Annotated in this window: 21 protein-coding genes; 10 read left to right on the forward strand and 11 right to left on the reverse strand. The window is 64.1% G+C overall.

All coding sequences use genetic code 11. The features are described 5' to 3' along the window. Positions 1–13: 13 nt before the first annotated feature. On the reverse strand, positions 14–799 hold the full coding sequence (locus AC50X5_RS04250; protein ID WP_494974841.1) for a demethylmenaquinone methyltransferase: 786 nt from the start codon (positions 797–799) through the stop codon (positions 14–16). A 123-nt stretch (positions 800–922) separates the two neighbouring features. Between AC50X5_RS04250 and AC50X5_RS04255 the strand changes: the two genes are divergently transcribed. After that, positions 923–2,341 (forward strand): isochorismate synthase, encoded by a 1,419-nt coding sequence (locus tag AC50X5_RS04255; protein ID WP_494974842.1) that lies wholly within the window; start codon positions 923–925, stop codon positions 2,339–2,341. A gap of 57 nt (positions 2,342–2,398) precedes the next feature. Here the strand turns inward: AC50X5_RS04255 and AC50X5_RS04260 are convergent, their stop codons facing one another. Beyond that, positions 2,399–2,896 carry a hypothetical protein gene (locus tag AC50X5_RS04260; RefSeq protein WP_494974843.1) on the reverse strand — a complete coding sequence of 166 codons (498 nt, stop codon included), beginning with the start codon at positions 2,894–2,896 and terminating at the stop codon, positions 2,399–2,401. A gap of 249 nt (positions 2,897–3,145) precedes the next feature. Between AC50X5_RS04260 and AC50X5_RS04265 the strand changes: the two genes are divergently transcribed. From AC50X5_RS04265 to AC50X5_RS04280, 4 genes are all read left to right on the forward strand, one after another. After that, positions 3,146–3,946 (forward strand): ABC transporter substrate-binding protein, encoded by an 801-nt coding sequence (locus AC50X5_RS04265; protein WP_494974844.1) that lies wholly within the window; start codon positions 3,146–3,148, stop codon positions 3,944–3,946. Positions 3,947–4,064: 118 nt separating this feature from the next. Beyond that, positions 4,065–4,856, forward strand: a complete 792-nt coding sequence (locus tag AC50X5_RS04270) for an amino acid ABC transporter permease (RefSeq protein WP_494974845.1) — start codon at positions 4,065–4,067, stop codon at positions 4,854–4,856. Between the two features lie 11 nt (positions 4,857–4,867). Beyond that, positions 4,868–5,671, forward strand: coding sequence for an amino acid ABC transporter ATP-binding protein (locus AC50X5_RS04275; RefSeq protein ID WP_494974846.1), 804 nt, complete (start codon positions 4,868–4,870; stop codon positions 5,669–5,671). Between the two features lie 212 nt (positions 5,672–5,883). Beyond that, entirely contained in the window at positions 5,884–7,107 is a 1,224-nt protein-coding gene (locus AC50X5_RS04280; protein ID WP_494974847.1) for an aminotransferase class I/II-fold pyridoxal phosphate-dependent enzyme, read from the forward strand. 21 nt (positions 7,108–7,128) lie between these two features. On the opposite strand, the gene menD is transcribed toward AC50X5_RS04280, so the two are convergent. From menD to AC50X5_RS04310, 6 genes are all read right to left on the reverse strand, one after another. Then, on the reverse strand, positions 7,129–8,871 hold the full coding sequence (menD, locus tag AC50X5_RS04285; protein ID WP_494974848.1) for a 2-succinyl-5-enolpyruvyl-6-hydroxy-3-cyclohexene-1-carboxylic-acid synthase: 1,743 nt from the start codon (positions 8,869–8,871) through the stop codon (positions 7,129–7,131). Between the two features lie 125 nt (positions 8,872–8,996). Next, positions 8,997–11,075, reverse strand: coding sequence for a PhoX family protein (locus AC50X5_RS04290; RefSeq protein WP_494974849.1), 2,079 nt, complete (start codon positions 11,073–11,075; stop codon positions 8,997–8,999). A gap of 125 nt (positions 11,076–11,200) precedes the next feature. Beyond that, on the reverse strand, positions 11,201–12,979 hold the full coding sequence (locus AC50X5_RS04295) for an N-acetylglutaminylglutamine amidotransferase (RefSeq protein WP_494974850.1): 1,779 nt from the start codon (positions 12,977–12,979) through the stop codon (positions 11,201–11,203). A 239-nt stretch (positions 12,980–13,218) separates the two neighbouring features. After that, positions 13,219–14,034 (reverse strand): gamma-glutamyl-gamma-aminobutyrate hydrolase family protein, encoded by an 816-nt coding sequence (locus tag AC50X5_RS04300; RefSeq protein WP_494974851.1) that lies wholly within the window; start codon positions 14,032–14,034, stop codon positions 13,219–13,221. Positions 14,035–14,119: 85 nt separating this feature from the next. Next, entirely contained in the window at positions 14,120–14,917 is a 798-nt protein-coding gene (locus tag AC50X5_RS04305; protein ID WP_494974852.1) for a carbon-nitrogen hydrolase family protein, read from the reverse strand. Positions 14,918–14,994: 77 nt separating this feature from the next. Then, the gene (locus AC50X5_RS04310; protein ID WP_494974853.1) at positions 14,995–16,038 is read right to left on the reverse strand and encodes an o-succinylbenzoate synthase; all 1,044 of its coding nucleotides are present in this window, start codon (positions 16,036–16,038) and stop codon (positions 14,995–14,997) included. Positions 16,039–16,125: 87 nt separating this feature from the next. On the opposite strand from AC50X5_RS04310, the gene AC50X5_RS04315 reads away from it, so the two are divergent. Both AC50X5_RS04315 and AC50X5_RS04320 read left to right on the forward strand, forming a co-directional pair. Further along, positions 16,126–17,031: a phosphatase PAP2 family protein gene (locus AC50X5_RS04315; RefSeq protein ID WP_494974854.1), complete on the forward strand. Its 906-nt coding sequence runs from the start codon at positions 16,126–16,128 to the stop codon at positions 17,029–17,031. Between the two features lie 148 nt (positions 17,032–17,179). Continuing rightward, positions 17,180–17,830: a carboxymuconolactone decarboxylase family protein gene (locus tag AC50X5_RS04320; RefSeq protein WP_494974855.1), complete on the forward strand. Its 651-nt coding sequence runs from the start codon at positions 17,180–17,182 to the stop codon at positions 17,828–17,830. Here AC50X5_RS04320 and AC50X5_RS04325 read toward each other — a convergent pair. Further along, positions 17,769–18,983, reverse strand: coding sequence for an MFS transporter (locus tag AC50X5_RS04325; protein ID WP_494974856.1), 1,215 nt, complete (start codon positions 18,981–18,983; stop codon positions 17,769–17,771). The two genes, AC50X5_RS04320 and AC50X5_RS04325, sit on opposite strands and share 62 nt — an antisense overlap. 245 nt (positions 18,984–19,228) lie before the next feature. Here AC50X5_RS04325 and AC50X5_RS04330 point away from each other — a divergent pair, with 245 nt between their 5' ends. Continuing rightward, a complete protein-coding gene (locus tag AC50X5_RS04330) occupies positions 19,229–19,696 on the forward strand; it encodes a YdcF family protein (RefSeq protein ID WP_494974857.1) in 468 nt (155 codons plus the stop codon). A gap of 19 nt (positions 19,697–19,715) precedes the next feature. On the opposite strand, the gene AC50X5_RS04335 is transcribed toward AC50X5_RS04330, so the two are convergent. Continuing rightward, on the reverse strand, positions 19,716–20,525 hold the full coding sequence (locus AC50X5_RS04335; protein ID WP_494974858.1) for an MBL fold metallo-hydrolase: 810 nt from the start codon (positions 20,523–20,525) through the stop codon (positions 19,716–19,718). Between the two features lie 160 nt (positions 20,526–20,685). On the opposite strand from AC50X5_RS04335, the gene AC50X5_RS04340 reads away from it, so the two are divergent. Next, on the forward strand, positions 20,686–21,675 hold the full coding sequence (locus tag AC50X5_RS04340) for a helix-turn-helix domain-containing protein (RefSeq protein WP_494974859.1): 990 nt from the start codon (positions 20,686–20,688) through the stop codon (positions 21,673–21,675). A 142-nt stretch (positions 21,676–21,817) separates the two neighbouring features. Then, the gene (locus AC50X5_RS04345) at positions 21,818–22,381 is read left to right on the forward strand and encodes a hypothetical protein (protein WP_494974860.1); all 564 of its coding nucleotides are present in this window, start codon (positions 21,818–21,820) and stop codon (positions 22,379–22,381) included. 98 nt (positions 22,382–22,479) lie between these two features. On the opposite strand, the gene AC50X5_RS04350 is transcribed toward AC50X5_RS04345, so the two are convergent. Then, complete coding sequence (locus AC50X5_RS04350) at positions 22,480–23,862, reverse strand: dihydrolipoamide acetyltransferase family protein (protein WP_494974861.1); 1,383 nt, start codon at positions 23,860–23,862, stop codon at positions 22,480–22,482.

Consider the following 23,862-nt stretch of genomic DNA (forward strand, 5'->3'; position numbering starts at 1 on the left):
ACGTCCGCATTCGTCAGCGCGTGGGACGCGGGATGGTACGGCGGAGCCTGGCTACCGGGCCCTTGTTCGCGGCGATGGCGGCAGCAGCGCCGTCGGGAGTGGTTGCCGGCGCCTTGAAGGCGCGGTGCACAGCCACGATTCCGCCGCTGAGGTTGCGGTAGGTGACGTTTTCCCAGCCGGATTCCTGCAGCCAGGCGGCCAGGTGATCCTGGTCCGGCCAGGCCCGGATGGACTCGGCCAGGTACACATAGGCGTCCGGGTTGGAGGCGACCTTGGTGGCGATGGCCGGCAGGGCGCGCATGAGGTACTCGGTGTACAGGGTGCGCCACAGCGGGACCACCGGCTGGGAGAACTCGGCGATGACCAGTTTGCCGCCGGGCTTGGTGACCCGCAGCATCTCGGCCAGCGCCTTCCTGGGCTCATTGACGTTGCGCAGGCCGAAGGAGATGGTGCTGGCGTCGAAGGTGTTGTCCGCGAAAGGGAGGGTGGTGGCATCCCCGGCAATGAAGTCAATGTCCGGGCGGCGGCGTTTGCCTACTTTGAGCATGCCCAGGGAGAAGTCGCAGGCCACCACGTTCACACCGGAATCGGCGTACGGTTCGCTGGAGGTACCAGTTCCGGCCGCAAGGTCAAGGACCCACTGGCCAGGGGTAACATCCACCGCGCCCACCACGACCTTGCGCCAGCGGCGGCTCTGTCCCATGGAAAGGACATCGTTGACGACGTCGTATTTAGGGGCGACATCGTCAAACATCGTGGCTACTTCGTCCGGACGCTTATCCAAGGATGCTCGGTTCACCCAGTCATTGTCTCAAATGTTGGGCAGGCTCACGAACCAGGTGCTGTTTCCGGCGGCAGGGCTCTGAAAGCCCCTGCGTTCTGCGGCCTGGGGCACAGTAAACCGCAGTAGGCTTGTCACATTATGACAAGCACACTCCACACCCTGACAATCCCCCTGGATGGAAGTTCATTTCCCGGGGGGCTGCGGTCTTTCCTGGTCCGGGATGAGGTGCTGTGCTGGGTGCGCCGCGAGGCCGGTCTTGTGGGTTTTGGCGAAATCGCGCGCTTTACCGGAACAGGGCCGGAGCGCTTCCTCGAGGCGGACATCTGGTGGCGCCACCTGGTGCTCGAGGCGGACATCGAGGATGCCGTCTCCGTACCCGGCTCCGGGCCTGTGGCCTTCGGCTCCTTCGCGTTTTCCAAGGCGTCAGCGCACCAGTCCCGGTTGATCGTGCCTGAACTCGCAGTGGGAGTACGCGACGGCCAGGTGTGGCTTACCCACCTGGCGTTCGACGACGGCGACCTCAGCGAAGAGCGCGCCCTCGCAGCCCTGGAGGGATGGCTCAGCGGGAACAGCGCCAGGATGGAAGGCCGGGGTACCTCCGCCCGGCAGGGAGCGGCCCCCGCCGCTGACGGCGCCGCGGCCCGAACATCGTCCGCCGGGGTCGCTAACGGCAGTCCGGCCTCGGCAGCGACGGCCACGCTGGAGGCCCAAGCCACTCTGGAAACCGGCTCGCTCAGTGAAGCGGACTGGATGGCCGCGGTACGAGCCGGTGTCGCCGAGATCCGCACCGGCACGCTGGAGAAACTGGTGCTGGCGCGCGACGTTGTGGCCACGGTGCCGGCAGGTGTGAACGCCGCGAACGTGTTGCGTGAACTGGCCGGGCGGTATCGCGAGTGCTGGACCTATGGCGTGGACGGGCTGGTGGGTGCCACTCCGGAGATGCTCATCCAGGTGGAAGGCCGGACCGCGCAGGCACGCGTCCTGGCGGGAACGCTGGACCGACGCGACGCTGGTGCGGACGGCGATGCTTCCCTGGCCTTTGCCGAACGCGTCCTGGCAGGATCGGGAAAGCAGCAGCACGAACACCGGATTGCGATCGAGTCGCTCACTACGCAACTGGCACCGTTCTCCGATGCATTGAACGCCCATGACGAGCCCTTCATTTTGGAACTGCCCAACGTGTGGCACCTGGCTTCGGACGTGAAGGCCGAGCTGACTGAAGTCGAAGGCCACGTCCCCACCTCGCTTGCCCTGATCAATGCGCTGCATCCTACGGCGGCGGTCTGCGGAACTCCAACGGACGTGGCAGGTGCGCTGATCCGCCGGCTGGAGCATCTGGACCGCGGGCCGTATGCCGGTCCGGTGGGCTGGCTGGACGCCGCCGGAAACGGCGAGTGGGGCATTGCCCTGCGTGGCGCCGTCATCGAGGCGCCTGACCGGGTGCGCCTGTACGCCGGCTGCGGAATTGTTGAAGGTTCCGTTCCGGAGGCTGAGCTTGCGGAGACGTGGGCCAAGTTCCGGCCGATGCTTGAGTCCCTCGGCCTTTCCACACACTAGCTTCCCGGCCGCATCAGCCGGTGGCCCGGCTGGGGCATCGCGGCCCGGAACATCGGGTCAGCGCAGGATTTCGACGAGCGCTACCCAGGAGAAGACAACGGCCCCGATCAGTGCCACGATCGTCGCGAGGGCCACTACCCCCAGCCCCGCACTCACTGAAAGGACGAGCATCAGGCCACCCACGGCAAAAATGGCGAGCGGAAATACGAAGGATGCGATGTGCCGGTTGTCCCAGTCGTGCCGATGGCCAGGGGTCTCGTCCCGCCGGATCGCGCGGGCGGCAAGGAACGCGATCATTCCTCCGACGAGGGTGCCCGCCAGGACCTCTATTCCAAAGACCCACAGCGGCTGGTCCGGGATGAGGGCCGCACAAGCCAGGACCACGCCGAGGATCAGCGCTGAAATGGCAGCACCCGCGCGGGCCGCGAGGCCGCGGGACTCTGCAATTTGCTTGATGTTCACCGACAGAGCCACGATGAGCAATCCGCCCAACGCTGCACCGGCCCCCGCGATTGCTACGTTGAATTCCCCCCACGAGGACAGCCCGGATTCCATTGCCCCAGAGTATCGACAGGGCGCAGGCTGCGGAAGAGGCGCAGTGAAGGGACAGGCTGTCCCTTCAGGGGCCCGTGAGGTCCGGCCTATCCGGGATAGCAGACAACCTGCGTGTGATGCCCCTTGATTTTTACCGTAGATTTGTTATCCAATAGTGAAACTTAGTTTTCTGTGATGCACATCTCCTTCGGAGCGGTACACTAATTTCCGATCTCCCATCGCATACCCCGCAACAAAAGGTAAAGAATCATGCAGCTTATGTCCCCGGCTACGGCCAAAATTGCAGCCAAGGCAGCAGCGATCCTGGCCGCCGGCACCCTGACCCTCACCGCGTGTGGCGGAAGCAGCACCCCGGCTGCATCCGAGGGCGAAATCCAGCTCATTAATGCCGGGAAGCTCACTGTCTGCTCGGATGTCCCCTACGAGCCCTTCGAATTCCAGCAGGACGGCAAGACCGTAGGCTTCGACATCGACATCGCCAACGAACTCGCCAAGGACTTCGGCGCCGAGCTGAACATTGTGGACAGCTCCTTTGAAGCCATCGAAACCGGTACAGCCTTGACGCAGTGCGACGTTTCGATCTCCTCCGTCTCCATCACCGAAACCCGCAAGTCCGTGATGGACTTCTCTGACCCGTACATGGACGACGATCTCACCCTCGTGGCCAGTGACGATTCCGGCATTACGGACATCAACAGCGCCAAGGGCAAGAAGGTGGGCGTGCAGCAGGCCACCACCGGCGCCGATTACGCCACGGAGCAGGGCCTGGACGCGGTGACGTTCGAAGACACCGGCCTCCTGGTCCAGGCCCTTGAAGCCGGCACCATCGAGGCCGCACTGGGCAACCAGTCCGTCCTGGGTTACGCCATCAAGGACGCCACGGATATGAAGCGCGTTGAGGACTTTGCCACAGGCGAGCAGTTGGGCATTGCCGTGAAGAAGGGCAACACCGCCATGCTGGAGAAGGTCAACGCCACGCTTCAGCGCCTCACCGAAGACGGCAGCATGGACAAGTTCAAGACCGCCTGGTTCGGCGAAACCACCAAGTAATTGCCTTTCGCCCGGTGACTAACCGGGTGGCCTTTAATCAAGCTGGCATGAGGCCCCGCACGAACTGCATCCCAGTCCGTCCGGGGCCTCCGCCACGCACAACGAAATGTGAGCAAACATGGCAATGACCGCACGTCAACGGGCCAGAGTCAGCCTGTATGTCCAGGCGGGAATTTTCCTTGTGGCCGTTGCCGCAATGATCCTGGCCACGGACTGGAAGGCGATGGCCAACAGCGTCTTCAACTTCGGCAAGATCGGGCCGATTTTTCCGGACATCATCCTGGTGGGCCTGAAAAACACCCTGATCTACACGTTCCTGGGCTTCGTCGTCGGCTTGTCCGGCGGCCTGCTGCTGGCCCTCATGAAGCTCTCCAGCTTCCCTCTCTATCGCTGGATCGCCACCGGCTACATCGAATTCTTCCGCGGCATTCCGGCTCTTCTGGTGTTCATCGCGTTCGGCTACGGCGTTCCGCTGGCGTTCGGCGTCCAGTGGAGCGTGACCGTCATTGTGATGGTATCGCTCGGCATGGTCGCGGCCGCCTACATCGCTGAAACCCTCCGCGCCGGGCTGCAAGCTGTGCCGAAGGGCCAGATGGAGGCCGCGCGTTCCCTGGGCATGCCGCAGTGGCGGGCCATGGTCTCGATTGTCATTCCGCAGGCCTTCAAGATCGTCCTCCCGCCGCTGACCAACGAGGTCATCCTGCTCACCAAGGATTCCTCGCTCATTTATGTGCTGGGTCTCGCGGCATCACAGTACGAGCTGACCAAGTTCGGCCGTGACGGCATTTCCAGCCTGGGCGCAGGCCTGACCCCGCTGCTGGTGGCCGGTGCCTTCTACCTGGTCATCACCATCCCGCTGAGCCTCCTGGCCCGGAAGTTCGAAAGCCGCTCCGCGCGGACCAAGCGATAGGCAGGCAGAACATGAACGACGTCGTCAACAACTCCCGCGGCGGCACCGGTACCATCCACGCTGCCGGTGTTTCCATCAAGGATCTGCGCAAGTCTTACGGCTCCAACGAAGTCCTCAAGGGCATCAGCCTGGAGGTCGCTCCGGGTGAAGTCGTCTGCCTGATCGGGCCGTCGGGCTCAGGCAAGTCCACCTTGCTGCGCTGCGTCAACCTCCTGGAGCAACCTAACCAGGGCAGCATCCACGTGGGCGGCTTTGATGCCACGGACCCGGATGTGGACATCGACAGGATGCGCCGCAAGGTGGGCATGGTGTTCCAGCAGTTCAACCTGTTCCCGCACCTGAATGCCCTTGGCAACTGCACCATCGCACAGACCAAGGTGCTCAAGAGAAGCCAGGAAGAAGCTAACCAGGTGGCCCAGCGCAACCTGGACCGCGTGGGCCTGGGACACCTCGCGGACCGTTTCCCGGACGAGCTTTCCGGCGGCCAGCAGCAGCGTGTGGCCATTGCCCGTGCGCTGAGCATGGACCCCGAGCTGATGCTTTTCGATGAGCCCACCTCGGCGCTTGACCCGGAAACCGTGGGCGACGTCCTGTCCGTCATGCGCAACCTGGCCAAGGAAGGCATGACCATGCTGGTGGTCACGCACGAGATGGGCTTTGCCCGCGAAGTGGCCGACCGTGTTGTGTTTATGGACGGTGGCGTCGTGGTTGAGGAAGGAGCGGCGGAAAACGTCATTGCCGCGCCGCAGCAGCCACGCACCAAGGAGTTCCTGCGCCGGGTCCTGGACCCGACGCATATCGAGATCGAAGAGTAAGCGGCCGTTCCCCACCAGTTCAACGCGCAAATGCCCTGCCGCTACCGGAATCACCGGTAGTCGCAGGGCATTTCGCGTATCCCGGGAATCTGGGAGTCCTTTACTTCCGGCCGCCCTGAAGCCGAGAATATGTAGCATCAAAGCCCTGGCTCAGCAGCGCGTTTGTCCACTAACGGCCGCCCCGGGCGGGGGCCCGGCAAAGGAGCGCGGACATGAACTTCCAGTCAAGACCCTCGCAATCGGCAGCAGTATCAGAACGCGCCGCACGGCTGGCATCAATCCCTTCTTTCCAGCGCGTTGACTCGTACATCCGAAAGTATGTTGCCCGCGGACGGGGACCGGACCAGCCCGACGTCTGCGACTTTACGTTCGGCAATCCGCACCAGGCGCCGTCGGACCGCTACGTCAATACCCTCCGCGACGCACTGACTCCCCGTAATGACCAGTGGTTCGCCTATAAGACCAATGTGGACACGGCTCAGGAGGCCGCCGCCCGATCCCTTCAGCGGCTGCTGAAGGTGCCCTTCGAAGCCGAGGACATCTTCCTCACCACCGGCGGATTCTCCGCGATTGCCCTTGCACTGAAGACTGTGGCGGATCCGGGTGACGAGGTCATTTACAGCCTGCCGCCATGGTTCCTGTACGAACCGCTGATTTTGGAGGCGGGACTGGTTCCGATGAAAGTGCAGGTCAACCCCGCCACGTTCGACCTTGACCTCGGCGCGATCGAAGCGGCCATCACGGAGCGGACCCGGGTGGTGATCGTCAACTCGCCCAACAACCCCACCGGACGGATCTATCCGCCGGACTTGCTTCGCCGGCTGGCCGATCTGCTGAACGCGGCTTCAGACAAAACCGGCCGACGGATCTACCTCATCTCCGACGAGGCCTACAACCGGATCGTGTTCGACGGCGTACGCTTCCACAGCCCGGCGGAGTTCTACCCCTACACGCTGCTTGCCTACTCTTACGGCAAGACCCACCTCTCGCCCGGCCAGCGGGTAGGCTACCTGGCGTTGCCGCCCACCATGGAGCAGCGGGAGGACATGCGGCCGGCCATCAGTGGCCTGCAATTGGCGATGGGCTGGGTGTACCCGAACGCACTGCTCCAGCATGCGCTTCCAGAGCTGGAGCAGTTCACCATCGATATTGGCCAGCTGGAGCGCCGCCGGGACCGTATGGTGGATGCCCTTGGCGGCATGGGCTACACCATGCAGCCGCCTGAAGGCACCTTTTACCTGTTTGTCACCACTCCCGGACCCGACGACGAGGCATTCACCGAATCGCTCGCCCGCCGCAACGTCCTCGTTTTTCCCGGCACGTTGTTTGAAACGCCAGGCTACTTCCGGGTCTCCCTGACAGCCAACGAGGACATGATCGAACGAAGCCTGCCCGCGTTCGAAGCGGCGATCAAGGAAAGCAGCGGCGGGTCATAACCATGCCCACGGCCGATGCCCTTACTGCGCCAGCACTCCCCCGGCCGCGGCCCCTACCGCTTCCCTGATCTGTGCGTGCAGCTGCCGGAGCGAGTGGCGGTCTGTGCGGACTTCCACAATGCTGCGGCCCGTGACCGGCTGCGTGAGCGCTTCCGTGAGTCCCGCCGTCGTGCTCACGAGGGAATGCCCGACGCCGTACGCGGAAGCCAGTGCCGCGATGTCCACGCTGTGCGGGGTGCCAAAGAGGCGTTCGACGGCGTCTCCATAGCGGCCTGCTTCCTCCACCCCGCCATGTTCGAGGAGCCCGAAGATGGCACCGCCCGCATCGTTAAGCACCACAATCCGCAGCCGGGGTTCCGCCTCTCCGGCACCAAGGAGCAGTCCGCCCACATCATGCAGGAAAGTAACGTCGCCCAGCAGCACTGTGGTCTCCTGGAGGCCGCCCAGTGCGATGCCGGTGGCCGTGGAGATGGTGCCGTCGATTCCGGCCAGCCCCCTGTTTGCATACACCGTGGCGGCAGGCCCGGCAGCAGGAAGGCCTGCCAGGTCCACGTCCCTGATCCCGCTGGAGGAGCCCAGCAGCAGCTGACCCCGCGAATGTTCCCAGACCAGGGCTCCGACCGCCGGACCTGTCGCAGCATCCCCGGCCGCCAGGACGCCGTCGAGCGCGTGCTGGGCAGCAGTTCCGGCGAGCAGCCAGGCGTCCAGCCATTCGGCCGTGCCGCGGCCGGCGAAATCAGCAAGATCGGCGAGGGTTTCCAGCGGCAGCTCGGTGCGGCGGCCCGGCTCGTACCAGGCCACAGGCACGGGCTGGTAGAGCGCGGACGGAACGTCGGCGCGGGCCAGCAATGCGGCTACCGGGCGTGAAAGGGTGGGCCGGCCAAACAACACCACGCGCTCGATCGGCTGCGCGGAACGGGCACCAAAATGCTCCAGCAGCAACCGATAGGGCCCAATAGCGTTGGGGCCGAAGCGCGCATTGGACGACGGTTCGGCCAGCAGGGGCAGGCCGTGGGCGCGGGCGAAGGCCTCGGCAACCGGACCGGCGTCGTGCCCGGCCAGCACCACCGTGCGCCGCTCCGGCAGGTCCTCCGAAGCTGCCGGGAGGTCCATGGTGAGCGGCTCCGTGCCGAAGCGGAAGCGCTGCCTGCCGGCCGCCGTCGGGAGTTCCTCTTCGGGTGCCGGGACCAGGGGGTCCCGGAAAGCGAGGTTGAGGTGGACCGGGCCGGGAGCCACGCCCTGCAACGCTCCGGTGGCAGCGGAAATCGCCGTATCAACGGCACGGCGTGGACTGCTGCCCGCGGGGACATCCGTGGCGAACCGGACGTGGTCGCCGAACAGGTCAAGCTGGATGGTGGTCTGGTTGGCGCCCGTCCCGCGAAGTTCCTCGGGCCGGTCCGCGGACACCACCACCAGCGGAAGGGCTGCGTGGTTGGCTTCCATCACCGCCGGAAGAAGATTTCCGACGGCGGTTCCAGAGGTCGTGAGGACGGCCGCTGCAGAGCCGGTGGACATGGCCAGGCCCAGCGCGGTGAATCCCGCACTGCGCTCGTCGATCCGGACCAGCAGGTCCACCCGGCCTTCCGCCTCGGCTTCCGCCAGAGCGTAAGCCATGGGCGCAGACCGCGATCCCGGCGAGACCACCACGTGCCGGACGCCACCGTCGATCAGTGCATCAACGGTGATCCTGGCCGCTGCCAGGGAACTGATGGGAAGCGATGTTGAATTCTCGACGTCGGGCGTCTGGTCCTGGGGGGAAGTCACCAAACCAGTCTGCCATCAACCTCCGGCCCAGGATGCGCTGCCGGCAGCCGGACGCGGAACCGGCCCGGAGACGCCCTGAATTGGGTGTCCCCGGGCCGGTTAAGGGTGCGGGAGCGGAGAGGAGGCTAGGCGTCCGTGCGGAACACCTGCACCACGGACGGGCGGGGGGCGCGTACCTTGCCCGGTGCCGGTGTGGAACCTGCCGCTACGTAGTCCGGGAAGTAGGAGTGCTGATCCGTGAAGGAACCGTCCTCGCCCGGGTGCTGGACGGCGACGAACACGGTGCGTTCCTCGTCGTGGATGATCGGGCCACAGGTCTCGCCTTCGCGGGGAACGGCCAGGAACTGCTCTACGCGGCCGCGCTCGGGGCCATCAAGGGTGACCTTGAACAGGCCGTCTGCCTTACCGATTCCGGCAGGGGCGCCGTCGGTGGAGATCCAGAGGTTACCCACGGAGTCGAATGCAAGGTTGTCCGGGCAGGAAATCGGTGAAACCTGGTCCACCGGGAAGCCGGAGAAGTAGGTGACATCGCCAGTGGACGGATCGCCGCAGACCATCAGCAGGTTCCACGCGAACTTTGTGGATGCCTGACCACCGATTTCGGTAATTTCCACAACGTGGCCGTCACGGTTCTGGTTGCGGGGGTTGACCTCCGTGGCTTTTTCGTTTGTGCCGGTTCCGCGGTTGGAGTTGTTGGTGCAGGCAACGTAGACCTTGCCGGTGTGCAGGCTGGGCTCCACGTCTTCGCAGCGGTCCATCTTGGTGGGGCCAACCTTGTCTGCTGCGAGGCGGGTGTAGACCAGGACCTCTTCGACGCTCATGCCCGGGACAGCGGAGGCTCCGTCAACCACCAGGGGCAGCCATTCGCCGGTGCCGTCGAAAGCGCCGTCGGAGGGCAGCGCGCCGGTGCCGGTGATTTCGGCGGCCGGCGAGTTGCCCGTGAACTTGGCGACGTAGAGGTTGCCGGCGGAAAGCAGCGTCATGTTGTGGGCCTTGTCCCCCTCGCGGTACTTGTCCTTGGAGACGAACTTGTACAGGTAATCGAAGCGCTCGTCGTCGCCGGAGTAGGCAACAACGTGGCCGGACTCTGCGATGATGACGTTGGCGCCCTCGTGCTTGAAGCGGCCCAGTGAGGAGTGCTTCTTGGGGACGGAGTTCGGGTCCATGGGATCGACTTCAACAATGTAGCCGAAGCGGTTGGCCTCATTCTTGTAGCCGTCATTGCGGGTGTCCCAGCGGGGCTCGTCCAGTTCCCACTGGCGTGCCGTAGCCGAGGAGGTCAGGCCATAGCGCTTGTCCTCGGCAGAGGTGCCCTTGGAAACAAAGTAGCCGTTGAAGTTTTCCTCGCCGGAAAGGATGGTGCCCCACGGCGTGGTGCCGCCGGCGCAGTTGCCCAGGGTGCCCTTGATGAAGCGGCCGGCAGGGTCCTCCACGGTCTTGACGAGCTCGGAACCGGCAGCAGGGCCTGTCAGTTCGTACACCGTGTTGTTCAGGAAGCGGCGGTTGAGCGGCGCACCCTTGACGTAGGTCCACGGCTTGTTCTTGTTTTTGCGCTCCAGTTCCACCACGGACAGGCCATGGGCGGCTGCCCCCACAGCACGCATCTGCTTTGCGGGCATGGTGGCCGGGAACATGATGTTTTCGTTCGTGTACTCGTGGTTTGCGAAGAGTACGGCGCGGCGGCCCTTGGAACCTGGGATTTCAAGGATGTCCGTGTAGTCGTTGTTGTAGCCGAACTGCTGTTCCTGCGCGGCGACGGTCTGGTTGTTCAGGTCCAGGTCCGGGGCACCCTTGAACAGGGGATCGCCCCAGCGGATGACCGGCTGCCAGGTGAAGCCTTCCGGAACGGTGACGGCATCAACAGCGGCGTCTATGGGTGTAATGGCCGTGAACTTCAGCTTCGACTTGTTGAAGCCTGCCTTCGCGGCAGGTGCCAGCCCTGGTCCGGCGGTGGCGGTTTCTGCGGTAGCCAGGTTTCCACCGAGTGCGACGGCGAGCGCGCCGGCGGCGCCGAAGCCGAGGGCGGCGCGGCGGGACATGGTGGCGGAGGCGATGTCGCGGAAGTAGCTGTTCTTGCTGGTGTTGCAGACGTCGCCGGAGCACGCGTTGTCACACTTGAGTGCGCAGGTTACTGCACTGCGCTTTCCCTTGGTGTGGCCGAGCATAGGCAGGAGGTTACGGATGCGGCTGGGAGTTTCAGTCATGGGGGTGCCTTCCAGGGTTAAAACACTGTCGCAGGCGAGCCTTGCAGCACGGCCCGACATTCATCCGACAACCGGGTTAACTAACAGTGAACTCCAGGCGCGCAAAGCCCTGGGAGAGCGCCGGGTCAGCCCACGTTGTGCTGCTGAAGCCACATCTCCAGCAGGGCCAGTTGCCAGAGCGCGTTGCTGTTCACAGCAGTTCGCCCGGTATTGGGATCTGCCAGGAGGGCGTCAACGTACTCGGGGCGGAAGAGTCCGCGTTGTTTTGCAGCGGGGGCATGCAAAGCGTCCCGGACCATACTGAGGAACGGTTCCTCAAGGTGGGTCAATGCGGGAACGGGAAAGTAGCCCTTGGGCCTGTCCACCACCTCAACGGGCAGCATCATCCTGCCCAGGTCTTTCAGCACGCCCTTGCCACCCTGGCCGGTCTTGAGTCCGGGCGGGCAGGCAGCAGCCAGTTCTACCAGCTCGTGATCCAGGAACGGCACCCGGGCCTCGATCCCCCACGCCATGGACATGTTGTCCAGCCGCTTGACCGGATCGTCCACCATCAGCAGGTGGGTATCCAGCCTCAGGACTGCGTCCAGGGCGGTGTCGGCTCCGTTCATGGCCAGGTGGGACGCCAGGAGCTGGCTGCTCACGTCTGTACTGCACCACCATTCCGGTTCAAGAATGTCTGCAAGTTGGGAGTGTCTGTAATCAACAAAGGCCTGTGAGAAGGCCTGCAGAGCTTCCTTGCGGGACGTCTTCGCCAGCGGCTGGTGGTAACGGTACCCGGCAAAGACCTCGTCGGCCCCCTGCCCGCACTGCACCACCTTGAGGTGCTCGCTCACCGTCCTGGCAAGCAAGTAGAACGCTGTCACGTCGTGGCTCGCCATGGGCTCTGACATTCCGCCGATGGCGCTGCCGATTGCCGGCGCGAATTCAGAGGTGCTGATGTGGAGCCGGTGGTGCCGGGTCCCGAAGGTACGGGCGATCAGCTCCGAGTACCGGAACTCGTCTCCGCTGTCTCCTCCGGCGCCATCGAAGCCGATGCTGAACGTGGACAGATCGTGTTGGCCTTCTTCGGCAAGGAGGGCAACCAGGAGGCTGGAGTCCAGTCCCCCGGACAACAGGACACCCACTGGCACGTCGGCAACCATGCGGCGTCGTACAGCTGTTCTCAGGGCTTCACGGATTCCGTCCCGCCAGTCCTGCCCGGACCAGTCGGCGTATCCGGCTTTCCTTGTGTAATCCGGCTTCCAGTACTCGCGGTCCTGCCAGGTACCGTCGGCCTTAACGGTGCGGATCGTGGCGGCAGGCAGCTTTTGGACGCCTTTGAGGATGGTCCTTGGCGCCGGAACTATGGAGTGCCAGCTGAGGTAGTGGTGCAGAGCAGCCTCATCGATGCCGGTATCCAGTCCGCCGGATGTCACCAGGGCGGGCAGGGTGGAGGCGAAGCGCACAGCACCCGGCACGCCGGCAACGTACAGCGGCTTGATTCCCAAACGGTCTCGGACCAGGAGGACCACCTGCCGCTGCGGGTCATAGATAGCCGCGGCGAACATCCCCACCAGATGGTGGACGAAGTCTTCGCCCCACTTCCGGTATGCCTTGAGGATGACTTCTGTGTCGCTGTCTGAGCTGAAGGAGTACTCGGTCTCGAGTTCCTTCTGGAGCTGCTGGTAGTTGTAGATGCAGCCATTGAACGTGATGGCCAGGCCGGTCTCATCCACCATGGGCTGGGCACCTGCGCTGGAGAGGTCGATGATGCTCAGCCGCTGGTGGCCCAGAGCCACCCACCCGGCGTCCCAGGTTCCCCGCCCATCCGGTCCCCTGCTGGTCATGGCTGCCATCATTTTCAACACAGCATCCTGGGAAGCCCGTCGGCCGTTGAAGGCTATCTCGCCGGCTATACCGCACATTCTGGCGCCCTCATTCCCGCCGTTTACATCGCGGCGGGAGGTGACCTCCCGGACCGGCGCCCGAAAGTCCAGGCAAGATGGCCCGGGCCGCGTCGTTACGGCTGTGGCAATGCATGACGCTCCTTGGCGTAGAACCCTCGGGGCGTCTGCATAACCTCTAATGTTTAGACATGATAAGCAGGCTTATTATGCGTGCGCAAGGTTCGGACACCTGAAGCCGGGCTTCTGCGCATCCGGATCTATCCGGCAGGCGGTACCGCCAGGCCTGGATCGACATCTGCAGTGAACGACGGCGGGATCCCCGGCAGGAGGCGGGACAGGAACTTTCCGCGGGCTGCTTCCACAAACCCCCGGAAGAGGCCCATATCCTCGGGCAACTGCTCGGGGTGCCACTGAATACCCACTGTGAAGGTACCGGCCGGGTACTCGATAGCTTCCACCACCTGGTCTTCGCTCCAGGCGGCAGCGATCAGGCCCTCGCCGAGCCTGTCCACCGCCTGGTGATGTGAGACCGGAACAGGAGCCGGGTTGCTGCCGATCAGCTGCTCAACGTGCGTGCCAGGCTTGACCTCCACCTGCACCCGGTTGAACTGGTAACCGCCGGGTTGATACTGCCCGGTACCGACGACGTCGGGAAGATGCTGGTGCAGGCTGCCGCCAAGTGTCACGTTCAGCAACTGCTCGCCCCGGCAGATGCAGAGCAGGGGAACGTCCTGGCGGATCGCCTCAAGAATAAGGGCCTGTTCCCAAGCATCCCGGGCAGGCCGCGGCACGTCTGTCGCGGGGTGGGGTTCCTGGCCATAGAGGGCAGGGTTTACATCCCATCCTCCGGGGATCACCAGGCCATCCAGCCGGTTCACCAAGTGCTCAATGATGCCGCTGACCACAGGCTGGGGCGGCAGCAGGATTGGCACGCCGCCCGCCTCGATGATCGGGGTCAGGTAGGTTTCCGGAAGAAAGGCAGTGGGCACAGTACCGCAACCATCCGTCGCCGCCTGCTCAAGATACGTGGCCAGGCCGATGATGGGTGTGATTGCGGCATCGCTTGTCTGCAATGGGGTCCTTCCAGGGAAAATTACGCTGCTCCAAGCTTATGGAAACTGTGTGAACGGCATGTTTCTTCCCTGTCAAGATCGTGTTTTACGGCACAGCCGGTACCACTTTGAAACGGCGGTGCTGCAGCGAAGGGACGCGGGTCCGGACGGCGTCTATCCTCTCCGGTGCCAGATCCGCAAAGATCACGCCCGGTGCCTCCCCGGCACTGGCGACCACCACGCCGAACGGGTCCACAATCATGGAGTAGCCCGTGGCCAGCGGACCACACTGGTTAGCCGCCACTACGTAGGAGGTGTTCTCGATGGCGCGGGCCCGCACCAGGGTGCTCCAGTGGTCCTCCTTGCCCGGGCCGGCTATCCACATGGCCGGCAACAGCAGCACGTTCGCTCCGGCGTCCACCAGGTAGCGGGCACTCTCCGGGAAGCGCAGGTCGTAGCAGGTCATCATGCCCAGTTGCAGCTCGTCGGAGGACAGCAGGTACGGCTGGCTGATGGGACCCGCTCCGGTCCCGTCGCTCTCCAGGTAGCCGAAGGCGTCGTACAGGTGGACCTTGCGGTAGGTACCCTGGACGATTCCTTCGACGCTGAGCGCCACCAGGGTGTTGAAGGGCAGGCCTTGGGGATTGGCTTCAGTGATTCCTACCACCACTGGCAGCCCGAGGCGGCTGGCGAGCGCGGCTACGGTGCTGACAAAGGGCCCATCCAACGGCTCAGCCACTTTAGCCAGTTCACTGGGTGGTTCGTTGCCCGCGTAGAGGCTGGATTCCGGGAGCACCAGCAACTCGGCTCCGCCCTGGGCTGCGCTATCCATTAACTGCTCGATGTGCGCCAGGTTGGCTTGCGGATCCTTGCCGGCGCTGAACTGTCCTGCGGCGATTCTCACTTGGCCCTCCTGCCACCGTGAACATGCCCGTGATCCCAGCTTCGCATGGCGTGGATTTCCCGAACAGCCCTTTGGACTCAGGGAGCGTTTGCGCTGAGCCGGGCGTGGACCCGGCTGAGGCGCTCCAGCCACCAATCCCGGCGCTCCCCCGAAGCTGCACACTGCTCAAGCAGTCCGGCGTCAACGGAGACATCACGGAGGGTGATGGCGCCGTCGTCGGGGATGAGCGGATCCCGGGTGATGTCAGAGGTGAACAGCGAGACCGTCCCCAGCCCGCACGAGTACGGCAACTCCGGCAGGACGGCGGCGAGGGCCAGCCCGGCACGGATGCCCACCGAGGTGTCCAGGGCAGAACTCACGACGGCGGGAAGACCGGCAGCTGCCACGATCTGCAGGGCGCGGCGGACCCCGCCCAGGGGCGCCACCTTGACCACGATCAGGTCCGCGGCGCCTGCCCGCGCGACGCGGAGGGGATCGTCCTCTTTGCGGACGCTTTCGTCCGCGGCGATGAGCACAGGCACGCCGGCGTCCCGGAGGCGGCGGCGCACCTCTGCCAGTCCGGCTATGTCCTGCACGGGCTGCTCCGCGTACTGGAGTCCGACGGCGGCAAGCCGGCTGAGTGCCTCCACCGCCTCCGGGACGGACCAGCCGGCATTGGCGTCCACGCGGATGCCCGCGTCTGGAAGCGCGGCGCGGACAGCTTCTACGCGGGCCAGATCGTCCGCACGGTCCTGGCCCCGCTCAGCGACCTTGACCTTCACGGTGTCCACCCGGCCAAACCGGGCCAGGATTTCAGGCACCCGGCCGGCGGGGACGGCGGGGACGGTGGCGTTGATGGGAATGGTGGTCCTCAGCGGCGTGGGGAAACCCTGGTAGGCGGCTTCGACCCCGGCGGCGAGCCAACGGGAAGCCTCGGCGTCGTTGTACTCGGGGAACGGGCAAAACTCACCCCAGCCGGCCGGCCCCCGGAACAGCAGGGCCTCGCGCTCCATGATGCCTCGGAACTTCACCCGCATGGGCAGGGCCACCACGTGTGCCGAATCCAGGAGCTCGTCCAGTTGCGGCACGGGGAACGTGACGGCGGGCGGCAGGGTCAGCGGCGGCTGGGCTTCCACGGGCATGCGATCACTGTACAAGCCGCTGCTCCTGCAGCTGATGTTGAGGATCCGTGCAGCGGCCTCCCACGTTTTTGTGACACCCTTAAAGCAATGACTGTTTCACGTGGAGCGCAGCCGACTGCTGCGGTGCGACCTCCCGCCGTACAGCGGGCCGTTTCCGGCTTGCTGTTCCTTACGGCAACTTTGGCGTGCGCCGCCGGATTCTTGGCCACGTACTTTTTCTTCGTTCACACCACCACGGGTCAGTACATCGACGAGTCCGCCCTGGTGGAAGCTGTCGACATCCACGGCCCGGCCGGCAAGGTCTCCACCAGGTTCCTGGACTGGATGCCCACCATTTCGCTGGTGGTGGCCGCCGCCGTCGTACTGTTTGTGTCCCTTGCGCGGCGGCGCTGGAAAGCTGCGGGGATCGCCGTGGGTGCCTGCATCTGCGCGAACGTGTCCGCCCAGGTGTTGAAGAACATGCTGCCGGAACGGCCGGACACGGGCGTGGTCACCATTGACCTGAACTCGCTGCCGTCCGGGCATACCACTCTGGCGGCGTCGGCGGCGTCGGCGGTGTTCCTGATGTCATCACCGCGGTGGCGTCCGTTGGCCGGGTTCCTGGGTGGCACCTTCGCGATCGTCTCGGGCGCCTCAACCGTGCTGAACCAGTGGCACCGGCCGGCAGACGTGGTGGCAGCCTTCCTCCTGGTTGGCATCTTCATGATTCCGGCAGGGTGGCTGATTGTGGGCACCGGCCGCGCCTGGAATGTGTCGGACGGGCAGGACCGGCACTGGGGCTCGGCACGGATCTGGCTGGCGCTTCCCGTGGTACTGGGCGTGGCTTCGGCGATCGTGGCGGTGTATTCGCTGGCCCTGATCGCGCCGGGGGCCGGGCAGACTGTGAGCACCACCAACTATTTCTGGGCAGGGATAGCGCTGATTGTCATCACGGGATACCTGGCTACGGTTGCCACTACATCCCTGTTCGCTTACGCCGTCCGCCGCCGCTAGACGGGAAGCCGCAAGGACCGAGCGGGCCATGAACCCACGCCATTCCGTGTGGAACACCGGGACTAAGGCACCTTTACACCCCTGCGTCGGGGGTCCAGAATGAGGGCACGGGCGGCCTTGGAGCCTTAGCACTGCGAGAGGATTCGGCATGATCCTAAAGACCCCCAACCAAGAGGATGCTACCGGGCTGGTCAAGGAAATTTACGACGACGACCGCCAGTCACTGGGATATATTCCCTCCCACACCGAAACCATGGCCATCAACCCGGAGGCCTACATGGCCTTCCGGGCCTTGATCCGGGCCACCATGGCGAACATGACCCTCCGCCGCTATGAGCTGGTGACGCTGGCGGCGGCGCAGCAGCTGGGTTCCACGCATTGCAGGCTGGCACACGGCCGGAAGGCACTGAAGGTGTTTTCCGGAGAGCAGCTGGCCGCCATTGCACGGGACTACCGTTCCGCAGGGTTGGACCCGGCCGAAGTGGCCATGATGGAGTACGCGGAAAAGCTCAGCGGGGACGCCGCCGCCATGACGGACCAGGACACCCTGGCCCTGCGCAAGCACGGCTTGAGTGACCGCGAAATCATGGACGTTACGCTCGTGGCAACGGCCCGCAACTTTCTGAGCCGGACTTTGTTGGCGCTGAACGTGGAGCTCGACGTGCCACCGGACCTGGATCCCGGCCTCCAGGAGGCACTGTTGGAACCGCTGCACGGGACTCGAGTTACAAGAAGCCTCAGTAATTCCGGCGATGCTTCAGCCGTGGAAGTACGACGGCGAACACGGCTGCCGCGGTGAAGCCGAGGATGCCGGTGGCTGAGACCCCTGCGGCCAGGGTTGAAACGGCCGTTACACCGGAGAGCAGGACGGGCCCGCCGGTTGCGCCGGCGTCGGCCATAAACCGCCAGACGCCCAGGAACTGACCGCGCCCGCGGTCCGGTGAGAAGTCAGCGCCCAACGTCATCACCAGGCCGGAACTGATGCCGTTGCCAAAACCGATCAGCAGCGCCACCAGGAGTAGGCCGGTGAAGCCGGCAGACAGCGGAATGAGGAGCAGGGCGATTCCCATCAGCAGCGTGGACGGGATTGCCACAAACTGCCGGCCCTTGCGGTCCATGAGCTTGCCGGCGGGATAGAACACCAGCATGTCCACGGCGCCGGACAGCCCGTAGATCAGCGATGCCTGGGTGGCGTCGAGGCCAACGTGGTCCGCCCACAGCGGGATCACCACCTGCCGCGAGGCGCGGAGGGCACTGAGCAGCAGGATGCCGAAGCCGGCGCTCAGGAACACCGGGGCGTGGGATACGGCGACTCCCCACAAAGTGGGCTCCGGCGTGGAGTCGTAGCCGGCGCCCCGCCCGGACCGAAGCTCGAGGTCTCGAACCGAAGCGCCCAGGACGGCCGCTGCCAGCATGCCGGCAACACCCACCCAGTAGGCGCTGTGCAGTCCGCCGAACTGCATCACGCCGGCGCCGATGAACGGGCCAATGAAAATGCCGATCCGGCTCACACCGCCCAACGTGGATAACGCCCGTGCGCGGAACTCTACGGGCACCGCCTCAGTGAGGTATTTCTGCCGCGCCAGGCTGAAAACGCTTGCGGACATCCCGACGACCACCATGGCCCCTGCCAGCAGCCACAAGCCGTTCGGGACTGCTCCGGAGACGGCCGCCGCCGCGAGCGCCAGGGCGGACAGCCCTGCAGCGCCGACGATGGACCAGCGTTCACCGAATCTGAGAGTGATCAGCGAGGCCGGCAGGTTGAAGAACCAGGAACCCAAGCCGATCAGCGTGACGATCAGGGCCGCCAGCGATACCGACGCGCCAAGGTCACGTGCCGTCAAGGCTATGACGGGAAGGACAGCGCCTTCCCCGATGCAGAAAAGCAGGGCCGGCCCAAAGGCGGGTACCGAGATGCTCCACAGGGTGAAGGGCTGGCCGGGCGGAGTCATCAGAGTCATCTTATGGCTTCACCCCTGGGCACGAGGACGAGAACGCTCGCGCCCTCTTCATTGGGGCCGGTAACATCAAGCGGTGCAGGCTGTGTGCGAGTGGGCCCATTATTTTTGAGGACGGCATGAGGTTCAGGACCGGGTTGCGGGACCAGCGCCGCAAAGTTGCAAATGCATTTGTTGCCATAAGCACCGCGATAGTAGTTGTGTGGGCTTGCGCTGGGCTGTTGTTGTACCTGGTACCTGTGGACGAAACCCGGACGCAAGCTGATGCACTGCTCGTGCTTGCGCCTACGGGCGGACGTCTGGATTACGCGGAGCAGCTGATGAGCCTGGGCTATGCGGACACTCTTGTCATCTCCGTGCCGCCGCCCGAATATGGCGGCGATGACAATGTCCCGTGCGACGAAAGTCGGGCTTACCGAATCATCTGCTTTCAGCCCGACCCGGTGACCACTCAGGGCGAAGCCCGCGGACTCCAGCAACTGGCTTCCGCGAACGGTTGGACGAGCGTCAACGTTGTCACTGATAAGTCCCATGCGCCAAGGGCCAGCATTCTCATGGCACGCTGCTTTCCCGGGGAGATAAAGATGCTGTCCTACCAGAAAGACCTGCCCCTCATTTCCGTGGCCCACCCTTTCCACTCGTGGGCATTCGAGTACACCTATGAAACGGCAGCCTTCGTGAAGGTGCTGCTCAACCGAAGCTGCTGATGCTGCTCGCCTGCGTGCCTTAGGACTGCGTTTCCTTGAGCCGCTTAATGAACCAGCGGGACTGCTCGGGGCCGTAGGGCAGGATGGGAATCGCTTTGGTGGCATCACTCGGGGCGTCGCGGAGGGACTGGCGTGCCTGTCGGGTTGCAGTGGTCATGGTGTTTGCCATGGTTTGCACAAAGCGGTCATCACACGGCTGCCCGTGCCCGGGAATGAGGAATTGGTAGCGATGGCGGAGGGCGGAGATGTGCCGCAGGACGTCGACCCATTCCAGGGGGTAGGAGTCCTCAAAGGATGGGTAGGCGCCGTGTTCCACCAGGTCACCTACGAACAATGCACAGTTGGTCCCCACCAGAAGGTCGCCATCCGTGTGGCCGCGGCCCAGATGGAACAAGGTAACGGTCAGCTCCCCCAGGTCCACCAGCACCGGCTGATCCCTGACCAACGCGTTGGGAACCACCAGCTCGACGGCGTCACCCTCCCCGGCGGCCATCTCCGGTTCCGTCCTCGCGACCTCAAAGCGCTGGGCATCTCCTTCCACTTCGATGGCGGCTGCACAGTTGGCGTGCGCCCAGAACTCGGTCACGCCGTCGTCAGCGAAAACTGCGTTGCCGAAAAAGTGGTCGTAGTGTGCATGTGTGTTCACAACCACCAGCGGCAGTGGCGTGATCTCCCGAACGGCGGCGAGGATCTCCTTCGCCTGGCGAGGCCCACAGCCGGTATCGATCACCATGGCACGGTCCTTGCCCACCACCAGTCCGGTGTTCAGAAGTGCCCCATCCGTGGCCAACACGTAATTGTTCGGGCCTGCTTCTGTCCAACGTGACATCCGGTTCTCCATCATGGTGAGGCGATTGCTTGCAGCCGATTCTACCTGCGTGGTGTTGAAGCCGACGGTTCGGGGGCGCCCCCCACCCCCTCCGGACGTGGTGCGGAGTCAGGCTAGAATGACTCGGAACACAAAGTAATGGGGGTGCAAGTTGGGGGCAGTGAGGTTTAGCGGCGCGGTGGGCAGTACGTCTTCACCGCAGTCCGGAACCGCGGGAGGTAACCTGCACCCTTTCCTGGTCATGCTGCCCGACGGCGGAAGTCACCTTGACGTTACAGGAATAGACTTCGGCGCCACCAGCGTCATGGCTGTACTGGCCGCACCTGGCCCCACTGCCGGCCCGCTTCTCCAGCAGGACCGTAACGGTCTGATATGCATCTTCACCAGATACGGTGACGGCACCTTTGACGACGGTTCCGGGAGCCCTGTTGTGGCAAGCGCAGGGACGTGCTGGACCTATGGAGGTTCCGGTCGGGTAAGGATCGCGTGGGGCCAGGACTCCATGGCGGTTATTGCGATCGTCCCTCACCAGGTGGTCCGCGACTTCGGTCTGGTGCCGTCCCCCGGATTCACGCTTCTGCCGGTTAGCAGCACCTTGCTGGAGCCAACCAGCGCTTTCCTCGATTCCGTCGTTGCCGGCACAGGCCAAATCTCCTCGGTCGCGGCCTACTTCATGGAGAAGCTGGTTCATGAGATGATCGGCGGACTGTTCCTCGAACAATCCGCTGTGCTGGCGGGTGGTACCAAACGCCCCACGCTCTATCACCAGGCCATGGCCCTCATCACCGCCTCGGCGGGCGATCAAGCACTGACGCCCGAATCGCTGGCCAGGGACCTCAACGTTTCCCTTCGGCATTTGCAGCGTGATTTCCAGAAGCGGAAGGAGTCAGTGGCGGAGCGCATCCGGCAAGTTCGCGTGGACCTGGCGGTTCGCCTCCTGACCGATCCCGCCATGGCTGTTCTCTCACTTGAAGAAATCGCCGCCCATTCAGGCTTTGCTTCACTCGGCCATCTCCGGCGGACCCTGCACAGCGTAGGGGCAGGCACTCCACGCGACATCCGAGCCTTCGGGTACCAGCAGCAGTCCTGGCCGGCAATGCCGCGTGAGCCCGGGAATGCGCAAGGCAGGCTAACACCACCGATTGTCTGATTCGCGACAAGTTGCTGCAATTCGAACGACAGTTTGCTCCAGATTGGCGTCACAACCGGTTTTTGTACTCTTTGATAGATCTAGCAGGCTCCACAAACGTGGCCGCCTAGCAAACCAACTTCAGAATTGATGGGGGCATTACATGTCAGAAAACGAAATCCAGAGCCCGGCCTCGACCGGCTTCAACCGCCGCAGCGTCGTCAAGGGTGCCGCTTGGTCCGTTCCGGTTATCGCAGCAGCCATCGCAGCACCGGCAGCCAGCGCATCCCACAACCCCGGCCACAAGACCAGGGACTTGGCTGTTGCATTCGGCGGCACCAGGGTCATCGAAGTCCGTCTTCTCGGCCTTCTCAACGCCAACGTAACGCTGGCTAACACCCTTACCGTAACCAATGTAGGTGCATTGCCTTCCACTGGTGGAGAAGTTCTGACCCTTACCTACCCGACGTTCCTGGGGTCGACTTTGACGGTGGCTTCGGATAACGCACTGGTAGACATCGATTTGGGACCGTCTTCGGCTACGATCACTCTCCCGAATCTGACTCCGGGTGAGTCCATCGTCTTCAACCTTGGACTTGTCGCTTCGCCGGTTGGTCTCTTGGAAGGCTCCCAGACTATCGTGGCATCGCTGGCTTCCGGGGATGAGAACCCCGCCAACGATCAGGCTTCAACCACCGTGGGCGTGGTTATCCTCCCGCTGCTTTAGTCAGCTCGTAAGCCAAAAGAACGGGCACCTCGCGGATATCGTGAGGTGCCCGTTTTTTTGCGTGACGACAGCGAGCCCCCCCCTCGGACGACCGCGCTCTAAACGTCCACTAGAACTGATCCCGGAGTCTCGATGGCGTCCGCAATGAACCGCAGGAACCCTCCGGCCGTAGCACCGTCACACACCCGGTGGTCAAAGGCGAGCGTCAGCTCAGTCACTTTGCGAACGGCCAATTCTCCTTCCACCACCCAGGGACGGTCAATAATCCGGCCAACTCCCAGGATCGCCACTTCCGGGTGATTGATAATGGCCGCTGAACCGTCGACGCCGAACACGCCGTAGTTGTTGAGCGTGAAGGTGCCCCTGCCCAGCTCCGCGGGCGTTGCTTTCCCATCGCGCACGACGCCGGTCAGCCGCCGGATCTCCGCGTCCAGTTCCTTGGCGGTCAACTTCTCCGCGGAGCGGATCGAAGGCACCATCAGCCCGCGGTCGGTCTGCGCCGCGAAGCCGAGGTTTACGCCGTCGAAGGCCACGATCTCCTGCCCGCCGTCAGCAGTAGTTTCAACCCGGGTGTTCAGCTCCGGATACTTCTTCAGGCCTGCGGTGACAAAACGGGCAATGAACGCCAATAGACCAGGCGCCTCGCCGGTGGACTTTTTCAGGGAGTGGCGCAGCTCTACCAGGGCCGTAGCGTCCACGTCCACCCAGACTGTGGCTTCGGGAATTTCGGAACGGCTGCGGGACATGTTGGCGGCCACAGCCTTCCGCACCCCGCTGAACGGCGTCCGGGACACAACGCCCAAGCCTGTACGGGCATCGGCAGCACTGGCAACGTTGCCTTCCTGCAATAGCTGCTTCTCATCGGTGCCTGTTCCGCCGATGGCGGCCTCAACGTCGCGGCGCCTGATGAGCCCGCTCTCTCCGGAGCCGTGAAGAGCGCCAAGATCGACTCCGTTCTCGCGCGCCATCCGTCGAACCAGCGGCGAAATCACCGCGCCGATCTTGCCTGGGACGCTGGTGCGCAGCAGTGTGAGGTCCTCTTGGATTGAGCTTTCCTGCAGTGCTGTTTTCCGCACACGGGTCCGGCCGGAGGCACTTTCCCCGGACGTTCCGTAACCGATCAAGACGTTGCCTGAGCCCGCCTTCTCCTCTTCCCGGTAGGCTTCAGCCGCCTGTTCCGCTACGTGTTCAGTAGGGCTTTCGGCAGCCGGTGCGGCTCCGGGGGCACGGACGGTAATCAGTGGTTTGCCGACGTCGAGCATCTCCCCCGGTTCTCCGTGCAGCACCTCCACGGTCCCGGCATACGGTGACGGCACCTCAACCATGGACTTGGCAGTCTCCACTTCGGCGATGGGCTGGTCCACTCTGATCTCGTCCCCGACTGCCACCAGCCAGTTGACCAGCTCGGCTTCGGTGAGCCCCTCGCCAAGGTCCGGGAGGAAGAAGATTTTGGTGTTTGCAGTGCCTGTTTCGGTGCTCAT

Source organism: Pseudarthrobacter sp. MDT1-40-2 (genome assembly GCF_059383595.1).